This is a genomic window from Fodinicola acaciae (genome assembly GCF_010993745.1).
GTDB classification, from domain to species: domain Bacteria; phylum Actinomycetota; class Actinomycetes; order Mycobacteriales; family HKI-0501; genus Fodinicola; species Fodinicola acaciae.
Genome location: NZ_WOTN01000002.1, coordinates 510,800 through 529,627, shown reverse-complemented (window position 1 = coordinate 529,627; position 18,828 = coordinate 510,800). Strand labels below are relative to the sequence as shown.

General features: G+C 67.7%; 12 protein-coding genes and 1 riboswitch. Of the genes, 2 read left to right on the top strand and 10 right to left on the bottom strand.

Going from position 1 to position 18,828, the window contains the following annotated elements; all coding sequences use genetic code 11:
* Positions 1 to 26: 26 nt before the first annotated feature.
* From fusA to GNX95_RS17755, 6 genes are all read right to left on the bottom strand, one after another.
* Complete coding sequence (fusA, locus tag GNX95_RS17780) at positions 27 to 2,078, bottom strand: elongation factor G (protein ID WP_425483904.1); 2,052 nt, start codon at positions 2,076 to 2,078, stop codon at positions 27 to 29.
* Between the two features lie 113 nt (positions 2,079 to 2,191).
* Positions 2,192 to 2,662, bottom strand: a complete 471-nt coding sequence (gene rpsG / locus GNX95_RS17775) for a 30S ribosomal protein S7 (RefSeq protein WP_163508522.1) — start codon at positions 2,660 to 2,662, stop codon at positions 2,192 to 2,194.
* Entirely contained in the window at positions 2,662 to 3,036 is a 375-nt protein-coding gene (rpsL, locus tag GNX95_RS17770) for a 30S ribosomal protein S12 (RefSeq protein ID WP_163508521.1), read from the bottom strand. The genes rpsG and rpsL overlap by 1 nt, the downstream gene beginning before the upstream one ends.
* Before the next feature lie 347 nt (positions 3,037 to 3,383).
* A complete protein-coding gene (locus tag GNX95_RS17765) occupies positions 3,384 to 4,232 on the bottom strand; it encodes a DUF4190 domain-containing protein (RefSeq protein ID WP_163508078.1) in 849 nt (282 codons plus the stop codon).
* An 81-nt stretch (positions 4,233 to 4,313) separates the two neighbouring features.
* Positions 4,314 to 4,733, bottom strand: coding sequence for a hypothetical protein (locus tag GNX95_RS17760; RefSeq protein WP_163508520.1), 420 nt, complete (start codon positions 4,731 to 4,733; stop codon positions 4,314 to 4,316).
* Positions 4,734 to 4,802: 69 nt separating this feature from the next.
* Complete coding sequence (locus GNX95_RS17755; protein WP_163508519.1) at positions 4,803 to 7,325, bottom strand: M14 family zinc carboxypeptidase; 2,523 nt, start codon at positions 7,323 to 7,325, stop codon at positions 4,803 to 4,805.
* Positions 7,326 to 7,420: 95 nt separating this feature from the next.
* Between GNX95_RS17755 and GNX95_RS17750 the strand changes: the two genes are divergently transcribed.
* Complete coding sequence (locus GNX95_RS17750; protein ID WP_163508518.1) at positions 7,421 to 7,885, top strand: hypothetical protein; 465 nt, start codon at positions 7,421 to 7,423, stop codon at positions 7,883 to 7,885.
* Positions 7,886 to 7,899: 14 nt separating this feature from the next.
* A riboswitch (ZMP/ZTP riboswitch) is annotated at positions 7,900 to 7,994 on the top strand.
* 69 nt (positions 7,995 to 8,063) lie between these two features.
* Complete coding sequence (folP, locus tag GNX95_RS17745; RefSeq protein ID WP_246281743.1) at positions 8,064 to 8,912, top strand: dihydropteroate synthase; 849 nt, start codon at positions 8,064 to 8,066, stop codon at positions 8,910 to 8,912.
* Here the strand turns inward: folP and GNX95_RS17740 are convergent.
* The 4 genes from GNX95_RS17740 to GNX95_RS17725 all read right to left on the bottom strand — a co-directional run bounded on the left by GNX95_RS17740 (position 8,909) and on the right by GNX95_RS17725 (position 18,824).
* Positions 8,909 to 12,805 carry a DNA-directed RNA polymerase subunit beta' gene (locus GNX95_RS17740; RefSeq protein ID WP_163508517.1) on the bottom strand — a complete coding sequence of 1,299 codons (3,897 nt, stop codon included), beginning with the start codon at positions 12,803 to 12,805 and terminating at the stop codon, positions 8,909 to 8,911. The two genes, folP and GNX95_RS17740, sit on opposite strands and share 4 nt — an antisense overlap.
* Positions 12,806 to 12,889: 84 nt before the next feature.
* Complete coding sequence (rpoB, locus tag GNX95_RS17735; RefSeq protein WP_163508516.1) at positions 12,890 to 16,333, bottom strand: DNA-directed RNA polymerase subunit beta; 3,444 nt, start codon at positions 16,331 to 16,333, stop codon at positions 12,890 to 12,892.
* A 1,118-nt stretch (positions 16,334 to 17,451) separates the two neighbouring features.
* Positions 17,452 to 18,183, bottom strand: coding sequence for a hypothetical protein (locus GNX95_RS17730; RefSeq protein WP_163508515.1), 732 nt, complete (start codon positions 18,181 to 18,183; stop codon positions 17,452 to 17,454).
* Between the two features lie 11 nt (positions 18,184 to 18,194).
* Positions 18,195 to 18,824, bottom strand: coding sequence for a hypothetical protein (locus GNX95_RS17725; RefSeq protein ID WP_163508514.1), 630 nt, complete (start codon positions 18,822 to 18,824; stop codon positions 18,195 to 18,197).
* Positions 18,825 to 18,828 lie beyond the last annotated feature (4 nt).

Below are 18,828 nucleotides of genomic sequence, written 5' to 3'. Positions count from 1 at the left end.
TAGGAACCCGGCCACCCGGAACCAGCTCACTCTCCGGTCGCCTTGGCGATAATTTCCTTGGCGACGTTCGCCGGAACCTCGCCGTACGAGTCGAACTGCATCGAGTAGTTGGCCCGGCCCTGCGTCTTGGAACGCAGGTCGCCGACATACCCGAACATCTCGCTCAGCGGCACCTGTGCCCTGACGACACGGGCGCCACCCCGCTCCTCCATGGCCTGGATCACGCCACGGCGGGAGTTCAGGTCGCCGATCACGTCGCCCATGTTCTCCTCGGGCGTGGTGACCTCGACCGCCATCAGCGGCTCCAGCAGGGCCGGGCTGGCCTTGCGGGCCGCGTCCTTCAGCACCATCGAGCCGGCGATCTTGAACGCCATCTCGGACGAGTCGACCTCGTGGTAGGCACCGTCGAGCAGCGTCAGCTTGATGCCGACCAGCGGATAGCCGGCCAGGATGCCGTACTGCATGGCGTCCTGCGCGCCGGCGTCCACCGACGGGATGTACTCCTTCGGGATCCGGCCACCGGTGACCTTGTTCTCGAACTCGTACGTCGGACCGTCGCCGCTGACGTCCAGCGGCTCGATCGAGATCAGCACCTTGGCGAACTGGCCGGAGCCACCCGTCTGCTTCTTGTGCGTGTACTCGACCTTCTCGACCGTCTTGCGGATGGTCTCCCGGTAGGCGACCTGCGGCTTGCCGACGTTGGCCTCGACCTTGAACTCGCGGCGCATCCGGTCGACCAGCACCTCCAGGTGCAGCTCGCCCATGCCCTCGATGATCGTCTGACCGGTCTCCTCGTCGTTGTGGACCTTGAACGTCGGGTCCTCTTCGGCGAGCTTCTGGATCGCGATCGAGAGCTTCTCCTGGTCGCTCTTGGTCTTCGGCTCGATGGCCACCGAGATCACCGGGTCCGGGAAGGTCATCGACTCCAGGATCACCGGGTTGGCGGCGTCGCAGAGCGTGTCGCCAGTGGTGGTCTGCTTCAGTCCGGCCACCGCGATGATCTCGCCAGCACCCGCGAACCCGCGCTCCTCGCGCTTGTTCGCGTGCATCTGGTAGATCTTGCCGATCCGCTCCTTGCGGTCCTTGGTCGAGTTGATGACCTGGTTGCCGACCTCGACCCGGCCCGAGTAGATCCGCACGTAGGTCAGCTTGCCCAGGTGCGGGTCGGTCTGGATCTTGAAGGCCAGCGCGGAGAACGGCTCGCTCTCGGCCGGCTGGCGCTCCGCCGGCGTCTCGCCGTCGGTCAGCGTGCCGTGCACGGCGCCGACGTCGAGCGGGCTGGGCAGATAGTCAACGACCGCGTCGAGCAGCGGCTGGACGCCCTTGTTCTTGAACGCGGAGCCACACAGCACCGGGTTGGCGGCGCTGGCCAGCGTCAGCCGGCGTACGGCCGCCTTGATGTCGGCCACCGACAGCTCCTCGCCGCCGAGGTAGGCCTCCATGACCGTCTCGTCGTTCTCGGCCAGCGTCTCCAGCAGCTTCTCCCGCCATTCGGCGGCCTGCTCGACGAGGTCGGCCGGGATCTGCTCGACCGCGTAGTCCTCGCCCTTCTTGGTCTCACCACGCCAGGTCAGCGCGCGCTGCTCGACCAGGTCGACGACACCGATGTGGTCGCCTTCCAGGCCGATCGGCAGCTGCAGCACCAGCGGGGTGGAACCGAGCCGGTCGATCATCATCTGGACGCAACGGAAGAAGTCCGCACCCGTACGGTCCAGCTTGTTGACGAAGCACATCCGCGGCACGTTGTACTTGTCCGCCTGCCGCCAGACGTTCTCGGTCTGCGGTTCCACGCCGGCGACACCGTCGTACACCGCGATCGCGCCGTCGAGCACCCGCAGGTTGCGCTCCACCTCGACGGTGAAGTCGACGTGTCCGGGGGTGTCGATGATCTGGATCGTGTGGTCCTTCCAGGCGACCTTGGTCGCCGCGGAAGTGATGGTGATGCCGCGCTCCTGCTCCTGCTCCATCCAGTCCATCGTGGCGGCGCCATCGTGGACCTCACCGATCTTGTAGTTGATGCCGGTGTAGAACAGGATCCGCTCGGTGGTCGTGGTCTTGCCCGCGTCGATATGCGCCATGATCCCGATGTTGCGGGTCCTGGCGAGTTCGGCGTCCTTGGCCACTGCTCTCTTCTCTCACACTAGATATCGACGTGCACCGGCCAGCGGGTCACGCTGCCGGTGCGGCGGCACTACCAGCGGTAGTGCGCGAAAGCCTTGTTGGATTCGGCCATCTTGTGGGTGTCCTCGCGGCGCTTCACGCTCGCACCCAGACCGTTGCTGGCGTCCAGCAGCTCGTTCATCAGCCGCTCGGTCATCGTCTTCTCGCGGCGAGCCCGGCTGTAGGTGATGATCCAGCGCAGCGCCAGCGTGGTGGACCGGCTCGGCCGCACCTCGATCGGCACCTGGTAGGTGGCGCCACCGACGCGGCGGCTCTTCACCTCGAGGGTCGGCTTCACGTTGTCCAGCGCACGCTTGAGCGTGATCACCGGGTCGGCGCCGGTCTTCTCGCGAGCGCCTTCCAGCGCGCCGTACACGATCCGCTCGGCGACCGAGCGCTTGCCGGACAGCAGGACCTTGTTGATCAGGCTGGTGACCAGCGGGGAGCCGTACACCGGGTCGACGACGACCGGGTGCTTGGGGGCGGGACCCTTGCGGGGCATCAGCTCTTCTCCTTCTTCGCGCCGTACTTGCTGCGAGCCTGCTTGCGGCCGCGTACGCCCTGGGTGTCCAGCGAGCCGCGGACGATCTTGTAACGCACACCCGGCAGGTCCTTCACCCGGCCACCACGCACCAGCACCATCGAGTGCTCCTGCAGGTTGTGGCCGACGCCGGGGATGTACGCGGTGACCTCGATCTGACTGGTCAGCCGGACACGGGCCACCTTGCGCAGCGCCGAGTTGGGCTTCTTCGGCGTGGTGGTGTACACGCGAGTGCACACGCCACGACGCTGCGGCCCGTCCTTGAGCGCCGGGGTCTTGCTCTTCTCGACCTTGTCCTGGCGGCCCTTGCGGACCAGCTGCTGGATCGTGGGCACCGAGCCTGGCCTTCCTTCGTTGTCTGTCTTGCCTGTTGTCGCATGTCTGGTGTCAGTACGCAGACACGATGGTCCCATTACGCTGTTGTCGATGGCCTGGTCGGGGCCCGGTTTTCCGACCCCCGCGGTCGGGCGTGTCGCTCGACCCGCGCATCCGCGCGGACCGTTACAGTCCTACGGAGGATGCGCCACCGCTCACCTAACAGCTGCGCGCTCGTGACTATTCCGTTACGAGCCCACCTGACGGCGCGCGACAGTGCCCGGGCCACCCCAGGCACGAACAACAAGCGTACCCACCCCCATCGCACGGGTCAAAACGGGGGTGGGTGATATGCGCCGCGCTCGTATCAGCCGGTGTAGCGGCTGGCCGAGAACAGGTAGGCGAGACCGAGGACGCCGAGGATCACGACCACCAGGCCGATGACCGCCGCGACGATGCCGCAGATCAGGCCGGCCAGGGCCATGCCGTCGCCGCCGATCGTGCCGTTGGACTGCTGGATCCGCGACCGTGACATGAATCCCAGCACGGCGGCCGCTCCACCGACGACGATGCCGATCGGTCCGCCGATCAGGAAGTGGCAGCAGGTGAAGAGCGTGCCGAGGACGATGGCGCCGATGCCGGTGCACATCGCGGCGATGGCCATCCCGTCGGTCTGCTTGGGCGCCGGATAGCCGGTGCCCGGCTGACCGTAACCAGGCTGGCCATAACCCGGCTGGCCGTAGCCACCGCCGGACGCGGGCTGACCATAGCCGGGCCCCGACGCCGGTGCGCCGTAGCCGCCGCCGGAGGCAGGTGCGCCATAGCCGGGACCGGAGGCCGGCGCGCCGTAACCGGGACCGGAGGCCGGCTGGCCGTAGCCCGCGCCGGACGCCGGATAGCCGGTGCCCGAGGACGGCGTGGCGCCGTAGCCCTGGTCCGAGTAGGTGCTGTAGCCGTTGGGCTGGGCCTGCGGCTGGTCGTAGCCGCTCGGCGGCGGTGCGCCGGGATCGGCCCACGGCGAGGTCGGGTCCTGCTGCGGCTGGTCGTTCTTCTGCAGCGACGGCGGCTCGGCGCTCTGGCCCGGGTCGTACGAACCGGGGTCGTACGACGGGGTGTCGTAGTTGGGGGTGGAGTACTGCGGGGTGGAGAAGCCGCCACCAGCCGGCTGGCCGCCCTGCTGGTCGTCCGGACGGTTGTCTCCCGGCGGTTGGGTCATCGAGGTTCCTTTCCCCGCTCAAGCAATGTCAACGGCAAGTCAACACCAAGTCAACGCTGCGCACCTGTCGCGGTCCCCGCGTCAGTTCACGCTACTTGGATAGTGCGCGTCCCCCACGTCGACGCCGAGGCCGAAGAGCCAGTTGTCGACGAGCACGACGCCGATCACGACCGAGACCGCGATGGCGACCAGGCTGAGCACCCGCGCTGCTTTGATCATCCCGGCGCCGGTCAACCAGCCACCGGACGCGGCCACCTCGGCGGTGGCCATCCGGGCCAGCGCCAAGCCGATGAGGCCGGGGATCAGGCCACCGACGCACAGCGACAGCGCGACCGCGACCACGCTCGCGGCAAGCGCCCAGCTCGCGGCCGACGCCGGCCGGGGCCGCGGCTCGACCGGCACCGGCTGGTACGCACCGTACGGCGTCCACTGCGGTGCGGGATCCCAGGACGGCGTGCGCTGCGGAGCCTGCGGTATGTCCGGGTGGGCCCCGTACGCCATCGCCATCTTCTCCCCACCGACGCCTAACCTCGCCGAGTCTAGGGGTTGGACGCGTTTTACGTTGTCTGGTTACGTCGTTTGGATCGCCAACGGCGTGACTCCGGCGCCGCGAAGCTCGGTCGGCAACGCACGGACCCACGGCTCGGGATCGGCCGGAGCCGCGCGGCCGCCGTCGACCACGAGCAACACCGAGTCGGGTCCGGAAACCGTACGGTAGGCGACACCGTGCCTGGCCAGCAGCTGGCCGGTTGCTGCCGCCTCGGCCGGCCGCACGCGGATGGCCAGGAGCGCGTCCGGCGCCCGGGTGAGCTCGCCGGCCGCCTGCGCGGCCTTCTGCTCGGCGGCCAGCCGCTGCGGCGCGCGTACGCCTGGCGTCACCGTGCCGCGCGACGTGGTGATGGCGTTGAAGAGCAGCTTGGCGCTGCCGTCGGAAAACGCGCGGAAGTTCGGGTCGATCGCGAAAACCGTGACCCGGCCGGTGCCGACCGGCTCGCTGATCTCGGCCGCGGTGCCGCCGAGCTCTTCGGCGCCTTCCTGATAGCCGGAGACATACCAGTCGGCGGAGTTCGCCGGCGGATAGCTGGCCACCACGGTCGCCGGGTTGGCCGCGGTCATCACCGGATCGCCGTTGTACATCACCCAGTCGGTCGCGCCGACACCGGCGGTCAGCGGCGAGTTCGGCGTGCGTACGCGGAAAAGCGTGCCCGGCGCGGTGCCTTTCGGGTCGCGCAGGACCGCGGTGGACAGGCCGAGGCTCGCCGCGAGTTGTGCGCCGCCTTCCCAGCCGACGTAGTGGCCGCCGGCGTTGGTCCAGTCGGCCAACGCTTTCTTCCCGGTGTCACCGAGCAGAGTTTTCACTGTCTTCGCGTCGATGTCCGGCACGATCAGGGCGTCGAGGTTGGACAGCACGGACGGGCTGACCTGACTCGGGCTGAGAACCGTCGAGGGGATCTTCCAATCCTTGTCCAGCCGCCAGCGCAGCCAGCCGGCGCTCTCCGACGGCCGGAACGGACTGGAGGTGTAGGAAAGGATGCCGATCCGCGGCAGGCCGGATGGCAGCCGCAGCTTGGGCACCGTCACCGGCGAGACCGGCGACGCGCCTTTCACCAGCTGGCCGGAACGGCCACCGTCCACATTGGACAACAGGGCCATGCTCCAGCCGGAGACGTCGTAAAAGTACGGGAAAGGCACGTAGGTGTTCTCGTTGAGCATCGCCTGGATCCAGTGCTTTTCCTGCTGGTCCATCGGGATCCAGTACGTCCCGGCCGGCATGGTGGTCGCCGCCGGTGCCCGGCCGTACGCGGTGAAGTCCTTGACATACAACGGTTTCGGCAGCCGATAGACGCGAACACCGGCCTGCTGGAGGCGCTTGACCACGACCAGCGTGTCGCGCTTCTTCGCCGGATTGTCGGTGCGCAGGAAATAGCCGCAGACCTTGATGTCCGGCACCGGCAGCTGCACGGTGTGGCCCGGGTTGTAGACCTTGTTCGGCTGCAGCGCGCACTCCTGGCCCTGTTTTCGCGCCTGCACATAGCCGTCGTGCCAGCCGGTCAGGATCGCCTTTCGCTGGCTCGCGCCGGCGAACAGCGACGCCATGCCGGAGGTGTAGTGTTTTTCGGTCTGCAGCGGATAACTGGCCTGCTGGCCGACCTCGAAGGTCATCCCGGCGGCGCCGAACTGCGTGGTCGGCACGCTGTCGCCGTAACCCTGATAGAAAAGGTCATAGCCGGACTGGTAGGTCTCGAAGGCGAACTGCTTGGCCGTGAAAGCGGCGGCGTTGGCGGAGCCGTACACGTTGTTGATCCACTGCACCGACGCGTCCGAGGTCTCGTGGTAGGTCGGATCGGTGTTCGGCGGGAAGAAATAACCGTCGCCACCCATGCCGTGCTCGTCGATGTAGAGCTGCGGCGGGTATTTCGCCAGCAGGTCGAGCTTGCCCTGGGTTTCCGGCTGCGTACGGGCGAACCAGTCGCGGTTCATGTCGAAGGCGTAGGCGTTCTGCCGGGTGTTGGCGGCCCGACCGTCCGGGTTCTGCGACGGGATCAGGCCGACGACGGCGTTGTCCAGGATGCGGCTCGCGACGCAGTCGGTGCGGTCGGTCAGCTCGTACGCGATCCGGTCCACCGCGTCGCCGCCGGCCGGCTCGTTGCCGTGCACGTTGGCCGACAGCCAGAGGATCGCCGGCATCCGCGCCTGGATGGCCGTGGCGACCGCCGGCGGCAGGTCGGGCCGGCGCAGCAGCTCGGCGTCGTGGCTCAGCTGGCGCAGCGCGGCCGGCGAGAGATTCTTCTTGCGTGACACCAAAGCGTACGTGAGCCGCCGGCCGGTCGCGGTGGTCGCGAAGGTGCCGGTGACCAACTGGTCGCTGGCCCGGTCGACAGCGGCCAGATACTGGTTGAGCTGGTCGCCGGTGGCCTGCCGACTGCCGAGATCGAACCCGAGCACCTGTTTGGCCGTCGGGATCTTCCCGGCGAACACCGGCGTCGTCGACACCGTGTCGCACGTCGCCGCCGCAGCCGGTCGCGCCGCGGCCAGTCCCCCGCCGATCACCAGTGCCGCCGCGGTCGCGGCCACCCATCCGAGTTTTCGCACGCCAAGGCTCCGTTTCCCCAAGACAGCCTCAACATAAAGGCAAAGCACCGGAATGCCGCCGGCGCCGACCTCTATCGGACACTAATCTGCAGGTCGTGACCTACTTTCCGAGCCTGTCCAAGGTGCCGCCCAAACGCGCGCACACGCTGACCGAGCCGCGGCCAGTGCAACTGCACCTGGGTTGGGGGCTGCTGATGCTGTGCTGGCTGTGCATGCTCGCGCTGTCGGTCTATTCGCTGTTCCACGACCCGAAAACCAGCGGTTCGACCGTCTTCTGGGTGGTCTTCTGGGCTCTCGCGGTGTCCGCGATCATCCTCCGCGGCTGGTGGGGTGGCCCGCGGCCGTGGGTCTACATGAAGCTGCTCGCGCAGATCCTCGGACCGCTGTTCCTGATCGGTGGCGTCATCTTAGCGGGGATGGCCGTCGTGAGTTTCGGCGTCCAGCCACAGATGGCCGTCTATCTCCTGCCGACCCTGGTCTGCGGTGGCTCGCTGCTGGCGGCCGGCATCCTGCTGTCGACCCGGCCGGTACGCGCCTTCTACGAGCAGCCGTCCGGCTGAGCGTTGGTAAGGTGTTGCCGAGTCGTAACTGGCGTGTCGAGATGGATGTGACCATCGGGGAGCGGCTCCATCCCTCGGGATGTTCGTGCCGTACGCCTGGGCCTCTGGAATGGCTCTGGGAGGCGCGGCTGTGGTGCATCCGGATTCGTCGCTGCTAGGTGGTTTCGAGCGGCCCCAGCTGGTCGGGGTCGTCAATATCACCACCGACTCGTTTTCCGACGGCGGCAGATTCCTCGCCGCGCGGGACGCGTTGGCACATGCGCGGCGGCTGCGCGCCGACGGCGCGGACATCATCGAGCTCGGCCCGGCGGCCAGTCACCCCGATGCGCGGCAGCTGACCGCCGAGCAGGAGATCCGGCGCCTGGCCGATGTCCTCGACGAGTTGGTCGCCGCCGGCATCCCGGTGTCGGTCGACTCCTTCCGGCCACAGACCCAGCGTTTCGCCAGCGAGCACGGCGCCGCGTACCTCAACGACATCCAGGGCTTTCCCGATCCGGGCCGATACCGGGAGCTGGCCAAGCTCAGCTGCCAGCTGATCGTGATGCATTCGGTGCAGCGCAGCGGACCGGCCACCCGGGTCCTGACCGCCGCCGAGACGGTGTGGACCGGCATCGAACGGTTTTTCCACGAGCGGTTGACCGCGCTGCAGGCGGCCGGTGTCGACCGGGACCGGCTGGTCATCGATCCGGGGCTCGGCTATTTCCTTGGCCGGACTCCCGAGCCGTCGATGCTGGCGCTCAACCAGCTGAGTGCGCTCAAGTCACGGTTCGGGGTGCCGGTCCTGGTCTCGCCGTCGCGCAAGTCGTTCCTGCGTACGGTCACCGGCCGCGATCTCGACCAGATCGGCCCCGCCACCCTGGCGGCGGAGCTGTATGCCGCCTGCCACGGTGTCGGCTTCATCCGCACTCACGATGTCGCCGCCATTCGCGACGCGCTCACCGTCTTCCAGGCACTGGACGCCGTACGACGGGAACCGGCCGCCTCCCGGGAGGGAGACGGCCGGTTTCCGGCTAGCGCGGACTCCTAGCGGTTGTAGCCGCCGTAGTCGTAGTCGTCCAGCGGCACCGCCTGGCCACTGCCCTGTCCAAAGACCGAGTAGTCGCCGCTGTCGGTGTACGGGGACATCGAGTAGACCGAGGCACGCGCCTCCTCGGTCGGCTCGACCCGGATGTTGCGGTAACGGGAGATGCCCGTACCGGCCGGGATGAGCTTACCGATGATGACGTTCTCCTTCAGGCCCAGCAGCGAGTCACTGCGCGCCGCGATGGCGGCGTCGGTGAGCACCCTGGTGGTCTCCTGGAAGGAGGCCGCGGACAGCCACGAGTCGGTGGCCAGCGACGCCTTGGTGATGCCCATCAGGGACGGACGGCCGGAGGCCGGCTCGCCACCCTCGGCCACCACGCGACGGTTCTCCGCCTCGAACGAGGCACGCTCGATCGGCGCGCCGGGCAGGAAGTCGGTGGAACCCGAGTCGATGATGATGACCCGCTTGAGCATCTGCCGGACGATGACCTCGATGTGCTTGTCGTGGATCTGCACACCCTGCGACCGGTAGACCTCCTGGACCTCGCGGACCAGGTGCAGCTGCACCTGACGCGGGCCGAGGATCCGCAGCACCTCGTGCGGGTCGACGGCACCCTCGGTGAGCTTCTCGCCGACCTCGACGTGATCGCCGTCGGTGACCCGCAGCCGGGACCGGCGGGAGATCTTGTCATACGCGACCTCGTCGCTGCCGTCGTCCGGCACGATGACGATCTTGCGCGCCTTCTCGGTCTCCTCGATCCGGATCCGGCCGGCCGCCTCGGCGATCGGCGCCTTGCCCTTGGGCACCCGAGCCTCGAAGAGCTCGGTGACCCGCGGCAGACCCAGGGTGATGTCGTCGCCGGCCACACCACCGGTGTGGAACGTACGCATCGTCAGCTGCGTGCCGGGCTCACCGATCGACTGCGCGGCGATGATGCCGACCGCCTCGCCGACCTCCACCGGGATGCCGGTGGCCAGCGACCGGCCGTAGCAGACCGCGCAGCAGCCCAGCGCCGCCTCACAGGTCAGCACCGACCGGATCTTGACGTCGGTGACACCGGCGGCGACCAGCCGCTCGATGCTCACGTCGCCCAGGTCGCTGCCGGCGGCCACGATCACGTTGCCGTCCGCGTCGGACGCGTCCTCGGCGAGCGTACGTGCGTAGACGCTGGTCTCGACGTGCGGATCCTTGATCACCACGCCGTCCACCACGGACGCGATCGGCAGCGTGACGCCACGGCTGGTGCCGCAGTCGTCCTCGCGGATGATCACTTCCTGGCTGACGTCCACCAGACGCCGGGTCAGGTAACCCGAGTCGGCGGTGCGCAGCGCGGTGTCGGCCAGACCCTTACGGGCACCGTGGGTGGAGATGAAGAACTCCGCCACCGTGAGGCCCTCGCGGAAGCTGTGCTTCACCGGCCGCGGGATGATCTCACCCTTGGGGTTGGCCACCAGACCCTTCATGCCAGCGATCTGCCGGACCTGCATCATGTTGCCGCGGGCACCGGAGTGGATCATCTGCCACATCGGGTTGGTCTTCGGGAAGTTCTGCTCCATCTCCTTGGCGACCTCGTTGGTCGCCCTGGTCCAGATCTGGATCAGCTCACCGCGCCGCTCCTCCGCGGTGATCACACCGCGCTGGTACTGCTTCTCGATCTTCTCCGCGTCGGCCTCGTACGACTCCAGGATCTCCGCCTTGCGCGGCGGCACCACCACGTCGTCGATCGAGATCGTCACGCCGGAGCGGGTGGCCCAGCGGAAGCCGGCCTCCTTCAGCGCGTCCAGCGTCGCCGCCACCTGGACCTTCGGATAGCGCTCGGCCAGGTCGTTGACGATCGCGGACAGCTGACCCTTGCGGATCTCGTAGTTGATGAACCGGTAGTCCGGCGGCAGGGTCTCGTTGAACAGGACCCGGCCGAGCGTGGTCTCCAGCAGCACCGCGCTGCCCGGCTGCCAGCCCTCCGGCGACTCCCAGCGGGCGCCGCCCTCGCCGTTGTCGACACCGAGCACGTCCTGGACCCGCACCTTGATCGGCGCGCGCAGGTCGAGCTCGTGCGCGTCGTAGGCCATGATCGCCTCGGCCGGCGACGAGAAGACGCGGTCCTTGCCGATCCCGTCCTCGCGTACCGAGGTCAGGTGGTAGAGGCCGATGACCATCTCGTGGGTCGGCGCGGTGACCGGACGGCCGGACGCCGGCGACAGGATGTTGTTGCTGGACAGCATCAGGATCCGCGCCTCGGCCTGGGCCTCGGCGGACAGCGGCAGGTGCACCGCCATCTGGTCGCCGTCGAAGTCCGCGTTGAACGCGGTGCAGACCAGCGGGTGGATCTGGATGGCCTTGCCCTCGACCAGCAGCGGCTCGAAGGCCTGGATGCCGAGCCGGTGCAGCGTCGGCGCACGGTTGAGCAGCACCGGGTGCTCGGTGATGACCTCTTCCAGCACGTCCCAGACGACCGGACGGGTACGCTCCACCATCCGCTTGGCGGACTTGATGTTCTGCGCGTGGTTGAGGTCGACCAGCCGCTTCATCACGAACGGCTTGAACAGCTCGATCGCCATCATCTTCGGCAGGCCGCACTGGTGCAGCTTGAGCTGCGGGCCGACCACGATGACCGAACGGCCGGAGTAGTCGACGCGCTTGCCGAGCAGGTTCTGCCGGAACCGGCCCTGCTTGCCCTTCAGCATGTCCGACAGCGACTTGAGCGGCCGGTTGCCGGGACCGGTGACCGGGCGACCGCGGCGGCCGTTGTCGAACAGCGCGTCGACGGCCTCCTGCAGCATCCGCTTCTCGTTGTTGACGATGATCTCCGGCGCACCGAGGTCGAGCAGCCGCTTGAGCCGGTTGTTCCGGTTGATCACCCGGCGGTAGAGGTCGTTTAGGTCGGAGGTCGCGAAGCGGCCACCGTCCAGCTGCACCATCGGCCGCAGGTCCGGCGGGATGACCGGCACGCAGTCCAGCACCATGCCCATCGGCGAGTTGCGCGTGTTGAGGAACGACGCGACGACCTTCAGCCGCTTGAGCGCGCGGATCTTGCGCTGGCCCTTGCCGCTGCGGATGGTCTCGCGCAGCGACTCGGCCTCGGCCTCCAGGTCGAAGTTCTCCAGCAGCTTCTGCAGCGCCTCGGCGCCCATGCCGCCGGTGAAGTAGTCACCGAACCGGTCGCGCAGCTCGCGGTAGAGCAGCTCGTCCGGGATCAGCTGGGAGACCTCCAGCTTGCGGAAGGTGTCGAGCACCTCGTCGAGGCGGTCGATCTCGCGCTGCGCACGGTCGCGCAGCTGGCGCATCTCCCGCTCGCCGCCTTCCTTGACCTTGCGGCGTACGTCGGACTTCGCGCCCTCCGCCTCCAGCTCGGCCAGGTCGGTTTCCAGCTTCTTGGCGCGCGCCTCGATGTCGTTGTCGCGACGCTGCTCGACGTGCTTCTTCTCGGCGCCGATCTCCGACTCGATGGTCGGCAGGTCGCGGTGCCTGGCCTCGGTGTCCACCGAGGTGATCAGGTACGCCGCGAAGTAGATGATCTTTTCCAGGTCCTTGGGGGCCAGGTCGAGCAGGTAGCCCAGCCGGCTCGGGACACCCTTGAAATACCAGATGTGGGTGACCGGAGCGGCCAGCTCGATGTGACCCATCCGCTCACGCCGCACCTTGGCGCGAGTGACCTCGACGCCGCAGCGCTCACAGATGATGCCCTTGAACCGGACCCGCTTGTATTTGCCGCAGTAGCACTCCCAGTCGCGAGTCGGCCCGAAGATCTTCTCGCAGAACAGGCCGTCCTTTTCCGGCTTGAGCGTGCGGTAGTTGATCGTCTCGGGCTTCTTCACCTCGCCGTGGGACCACTGGCGGATGTCTTCGGCAGTAGCCAGGCCAATACGCAGCTCGTCAAAGAAGTTGACGTCGAGCACGTGTAACCTTCTCTTTCTTTTCAGGTCCTGACGGTGGTCGGCGGCCCGGCGGGATCAGCTGGAGTGCTGACCCCGCCGTACGCGTCAGACCTCTTCGACGCTGCTCGGCTCCCGCCGAGACAGATCGATTCCCAGCTCCTCCGCGGCGCGGAACACCTCGTCGTCGGAGTCGCGCATCTCGATGGACACGCCGTCGGTGGAGAGCACCTCGACGTTCAGGCAGAGCGACTGAAGCTCCTTCAGCAGCACCTTGAACGACTCGGGCACTCCGGGCTCTGGAACGTTCTCGCCCTTGACGATGGCCTCGTAGACCTTCACCCGGCCGGGGACGTCGTCGGACTTGATCGTCAGCAGCTCCTGCAGCGCGTACGCGGCGCCGTAGGCCTGCATGGCCCAGCACTCCATCTCACCGAAGCGCTGACCACCGAACTGCGCCTTACCGCCGAGCGGCTGCTGCGTGATCATCGAGTACGGACCGGTGGAGCGCGCGTGGATCTTGTCGTCCACCATGTGGGCCAGCTTCAGGATGTACATGTAGCCGACCGCGACCGGGTCCGGGTAAGGCTCACCCGAGCGGCCGTCGAACAGGATCGTCTTACCGGTCCCGTCGACCATCCGGCTGCCGTCCCGGTTGGGGAGGGTGGACTCCAGGAGCCCGACGATCTCCTCCTCCTTGGCGCCGTCGAACACCGGCGTCGCCGCGCGGGTGAACGGCTCGGCGTGGTCGGAGCCGATCGCCTTGAGAGCGACCTTCCACGGCTGGTCGTCACCCTCGACCTGCCAACCGCGGGAGGCGATCCAGCCCAGGTGCATCTCCAGCACCTGCCCGATGTTCATCCGGCTCGGCACGCCGAGCGGGTTGAGCACGATGTCGACCGGCGTGCCATCCTCCAGGAACGGCATGTCCTCGACCGGCAGGATCTTGGAGATCACGCCCTTGTTGCCGTGCCGGCCGGCGAGCTTGTCACCGTCGGAGATCTTGCGCTTCTGCGCCACGTACACCCGGACCAGCTCGTTGACGCCGGGCGACAGCTCGTCGCCGTCGTCGCGGCTGAAGGTGCGTACGCCGATGACCGTGCCGGACTCGCCGTGCGGCACCTTCAGCGAGGTGTCCCGGACCTCCCGGGCCTTCTCGCCGAAGATGGCGCGCAGCAGGCGCTCCTCCGGGGTCAGCTCGGTCTCCCCCTTGGGGGTGACCTTGCCGACCAGGATGTCGCCCTGCCCGACCTCGGCGCCGACCCGTACGATGCCGCGCTCGTCGAGGTCGGCGAGGACCTCCTCGGAGACGTTCGGGATGTCCCGGGTGATCTCCTCGGCACCGAGCTTGGTGTCGCGCGCGTCGACCTCGTGCTCCTCGATGTGGATCGAGGTGAGCACGTCGTCCTGGACCAGCCGCTGGCTCAGGATGATCGCGTCCTCGTAGTTGTGACCCTCCCACGGCATGAACGCGACCAGCAGGTTCTTGCCCAGGGCCATCTCACCGAAGTCGGTGGACGGACCGTCGGCGATCACCTGGCCGGCCTCGACCCGGTCACCCTCGTTGACGATCGGGCTCTGGTTGGTGCAGGTGCCCTGGTTGGACCGGCGGAACTTGTGCAGCAGGTAGGTCCGCCGGGTGCCGTCGTCGTTCATGACGGTGATGTAGTCGGCGCACACGTCCTCGGCCACGCCGGACTGCTCGGCCACGATGACGTCACCGGCGTCGGAGGCGGCACGGTATTCCATGCCGGTGCCGACCAGCGGCGCCTCGGTGCGTACCAGCGGCACCGCCTGGCGCTGCATGTTGGCACCCATCAGCGCGCGGTTGGCGTCGTCGTGCTCCAGGAACGGGATCATCGCGGTGGCGACGGAGACCATCTGCCGCGGCGACACGTCCATGTAGTCGATCTGGTCCGGCGGCCACAGGCCGACCTCGCCGCCCTTGCTCCGGCCCATCACCCGGTCCTCGGCGAACCGGCCCTCGGGAGTCAGTACGGCGTTGGCCTGGGCCCGGACGTACCGGTCCTCCTCGTCGGCGGTCAGGTAGTCGATCTGGTCGCTGACCACGCCGTCGATGACCTTGCGGTATGGCGTCTCGATGAAGCCGAACGGGTTGACCCGCGCGAACGCGGACAGATAGCCGATCAGGCCGATGTTGGGACCCTCGGGGGTCTCGATCGGGCACATCCGGCCGTAGTGGCTGGGGTGCACGTCGCGGACCTCAAGACCGGCCCGCTCACGGGACAGGCCACCGGGACCCAGCGCGGACAGCCGCCGCCGGTGGTTGAGGCCGGCCAGCGGGTTGACCTGGTCCATGAACTGGGACAGCTGGCTGGTGCCGAAGAACTCCTTGATGGAGGCGACGACCGGCCGGATGTTGATCAACGTCTGCGGCGTGATCGCCTCGACGTCCTGGGTGGTCATCCGCTCGCGGACGACCCGCTCCATCCGGGACAGGCCGACCCGCACCTGGTTCTGGATCAGCTCGCCGACGGTGCGCAACCGCCGGTTGCCGAGGTGGTCGATGTCGTCCGGCTCGTAGCCCTCCACGTCGGAGTGCAGCTTGACCAGGTAGTCGATGGTCGCGACGACGTCGTCCTCGGTCAGCGTGCCGGTGGTGACCGGGACGTTGAGGCCGAGCTTGCGGTTGACCTTGTGCCGGCCGACCTTGGCCAGGTCGTACCGCTTCGGGTTGAAGAACAGGTTGTCCAGCAGCGTCTGCGCGTTCTCGCGCGTCGGCGGCTCGCCCGGACGCAGCTTGCGGTAGATGTCCAGCAGCGCCTCGTCCTGGCCGGCGATGTGGTCCTTCTCCAGGGTCGCCAGCATGATCTCGGAGTCGGCGAACCGCTCGCGGATCCGGTCCGGTGTCCAGCCGAGGGCCTTGAGCAGCACCGTCACGGCCTGCCGGCGCTTACGGTCGATGCGTACGCCGACCGAGTCGCGCTTGTCGACGTCGAACTCCAGCCACGCGCCGCGGCTCGGGATGACGCGGACGTTGGTGATGTCCTTGTCGGAGGTCTTGTCCGGCTCCTTGGTGTAGTAGACGCCCGGAGAACGGACCAGCTGCGACACGACCACACGCTCGGTGCCGTTGATGATGAACGTGCCTTTGGCGGTCATCATCGGGAAGTCACCCATGAACACCGTCTGGCTCTTGATCTCGCCGGTGGTGTTGTTGGTGAACTCCGCCGTCACGAACAGCGGCGCGCAGTAGGTGAGGTCCTTCTCCTTGCACTCCTCGATCGAGGCCTTCACGTCCTCGAACCGGGGGTTGGAGAAGGACAGCGACATGGAGCCGGAGAAGTCCTCGATGGGAGAGATCTCCTCGAGGATCTCGGCCAGGCCGCTGAGCATCGACGGGTCGTCGGCCGCACGAGCCTGCCAGGACTCGTTGCCGATCAGCCAGTCGAACGAGCTGGTCTGAAGATCGAGCAGGTTGGGAACCTCAAGCTGCTCCTGGATCTTCCCGAAGGAGACCCGCAGCGGCCCGTAGGGGTTGCCTGCAGTGGGACGAGAGTGGAATGTGTTACCGGGGCGGGAGACTGCCAAGATGCGTCCTCTCGAGCACCGTTGCCGTCATGACGCGCGCACCCCGACCGACCCGCTCCGACCCCAGAACCAGCTGACCTGCAAAAACGTCATCCACGTGACCGTGTGAACGGCTGTCGAACAACACTCTGAGCAGACCCCTAGACACCAGCGCCTCGGCAGGAAGCATGACGGAAGGCAGCGCAAACTAGCAGTCTAGCCACACCAGGCGCGACTGTCCAACGCACCCCCGGCAGTTCGCCGGCGAGGGACCCGTCACACCGGGATCCAGAACCTCAAGCCGTCGCGAATCCGCCGCCTTCGAAGCGTGCCTTCCGACATACCCCCTCGTCAAGAGGGAGAGCCCTACGTGTCGCCGATACAAGGGGTTTTAGGGGTTGCCACAACCGGTCCGCGTGGCCAGCTTTGGCTTTTTGTCCTGTTTATTCGATTTTCTCGGCAACGCGCGGCAACACCGGTGTGACGCTCCGGTCGCTCGACCGCCGTCTCGCGACCGTCTTTATCGTACACATGTTCGCCTGTCGGGTCGAGAGGTCGTACGCGCGCGCTGGGCTCCAACGCGCGCGGTGGCACGCACCGCGCGCGCTCGTGCGACCCGCCGCGACACCTATTCAACTGACGGCCGCACATGTTGCGTCAACCGAGGTTCAGCCGCTTCGCCGGCACCTGCGCCGCCTCGTCCTACCTGGCCAACGTGAGCTGCACTTCAAGCTTGAGGGAGGCCGTCGACGCCGGCAGATCGCCGACGCGCTTGTTCGGGCTGAGGTAAAAGTTCGGGTCTGCCAGGCGACAGTGCAGTTAGGAAACGAGGAAGACGCTCGACGGCGCTGTCTGCGGCCACTGGTTGAACATCTGTCGGAAGCGCGCGCACACCGCTCATACTCGACACGCGCGGGACCAGGGATCCGCGGGATGCGCAGGCTCTTTATCTGCTCCTCGGACGTCTGCCGGCGGAAAGCCGCGTGCCCTTCCAGCACGTGGATTCCACGAGCGAGCCGCTCCTTTGGATTCCAGACGTCATCGGTTGGTGCTATGGCGCGAGTGGTTCCTTGGCGTGCTCGAATCAGCGCGACGCTCTTGAGCGCGGAGCAGGTTCCAGAAAGCGCGAAGCCGGTGGCTCAGAGGGGGGTGGCTTCGGCGATCAGCCAGTTGCCGTCGACCTTCTGCATGGTCAGCCGTACGCGGGCCTGGTCGAGGCGCTGGCCCTGGATGTTCTTGTTCTGTACGGCCTGGTTGAGATAGAGCAGCACGACCACCCGGTCCGGCGTCGCGTCCATCACCGACGACGCGCTCACGCTGGCCTGCACGACCGCCTTGTTGGCCTTGGCCTGCGGGATGACGACCTTGGAGCTGGTGGTGGCGAAGTCGGTGGCGAGCTTGCCGGTGACGACCTTCCTGCTGGCCGCCACGTCCTGCTCGACGTGCCGGTAGTCGTAGGAGAACAGGGTCTGCGCCTGTACGGCGGCCGCGGACACGGCGGACTTGCGGGCCGCCAGTGTTCCGGCGTCGTAGCCCTGCCAGAAGGCCAGGCCACCGGCCACGGCGGCGAGCAGGACGACGATCAGCGCCAGGACGACCAGGGTCAGTCCGGAGACGGTCTGGAACGGCAACCAGCGGTTGGTCGCTCGGCGGCGCCGCCGGTGGCCGCGCGACGAGGAGCGGGTCGAGCGCGTACGAGTCGGCTCGGGACGCGGACGCGCGGCTTCGGCGGCCGGCCGCGGCGCCGGCCGGCTGGTGACGGTCGACTTCGGCGCCGGCTTGTGCGGATCGGGTGCGGGCGCGCGCTTCGGTGCCGCGACGGCGGGGCCGCGAGTGCCGCGCAGCGCGCGAGGAATCGGTTTGCGTGCCATCACGCCCCCTCTCAGCCGACGAACTTGAGCTCGGACACCAGCCAGCGGCCGCCCTGCAGCGAGAGCGACAGCTGGATGCGATAGTGCCGCAGCACGCCCTTCGGGTTTTGCGGCGACTTCGTGGTGCCTTCGGCGGCCACCAGCACGACGGCGGAGTCGGCGTCGGAGGACACCAGGCCGGCGGCCAGGATCTGCGCCGTGTTCACCGACTTGCTCTGCACGATCGAGTTCTTCAGCGTCGCCTGGCCACCGGTGTACTGGTCCCTGAAGTCGCCGGTCGTACGCTCGACGACCCGCTGCATGTCGCGGTCGATGGTCGAGTAGTTGATCGACAGCAGGTTCTGCGCGAAGTCACGCCCGGCGGCGACAGCGGCCTGGTCGCGCTCGTCGGCGTTGTACGTCGAGGTCAGCTGCCAGGCCTGCCAGCCGATCAGGCCGGCCAGCGCCAGCATCAGCACCACCAGCACGCTGGCCACCACACCGCGGCTGGTCGGCGTCCGCGGGTTGAGCGGGTCGAGCCAGCCGCGCGCCGAGCGCCGTGGCTTGGTGGTGGCCTGGTCGGACATCGGACGCTCGATCTTGTCGGCAACGGTGGACGGCGTCACCGTACCGGTACGGCGCGGCTCGGTTCGGGTCGGCACAGCG

What these genes read in the sequence shown, in the direction of transcription:
- GNX95_RS17730 (WP_163508515.1), bottom strand. Translation starts at nt 18,183, where the DNA reads ATGGCACGCAAACCGATTCCTCGCGCGCTGCGCGGCACTCGCGGCCCC.
- GNX95_RS17760 (WP_163508520.1), bottom strand. Translation starts at nt 4,733, where the DNA reads ATGGCGTACGGGGCCCACCCGGACATACCGCAGGCTCCGCAGCGCACG.
- rpsG (WP_163508522.1), bottom strand. Translation starts at nt 2,662, where the DNA reads ATGCCCCGCAAGGGTCCCGCCCCCAAGCACCCGGTCGTCGTCGACCCG.
- GNX95_RS17765 (WP_163508078.1), bottom strand. Translation starts at nt 4,232, where the DNA reads ATGACCCAACCGCCGGGAGACAACCGTCCGGACGACCAGCAGGGCGGC.
- fusA (WP_425483904.1), bottom strand. Translation starts at nt 2,078, where the DNA reads ATGGCGCATATCGACGCGGGCAAGACCACGACCACCGAGCGGATCCTG.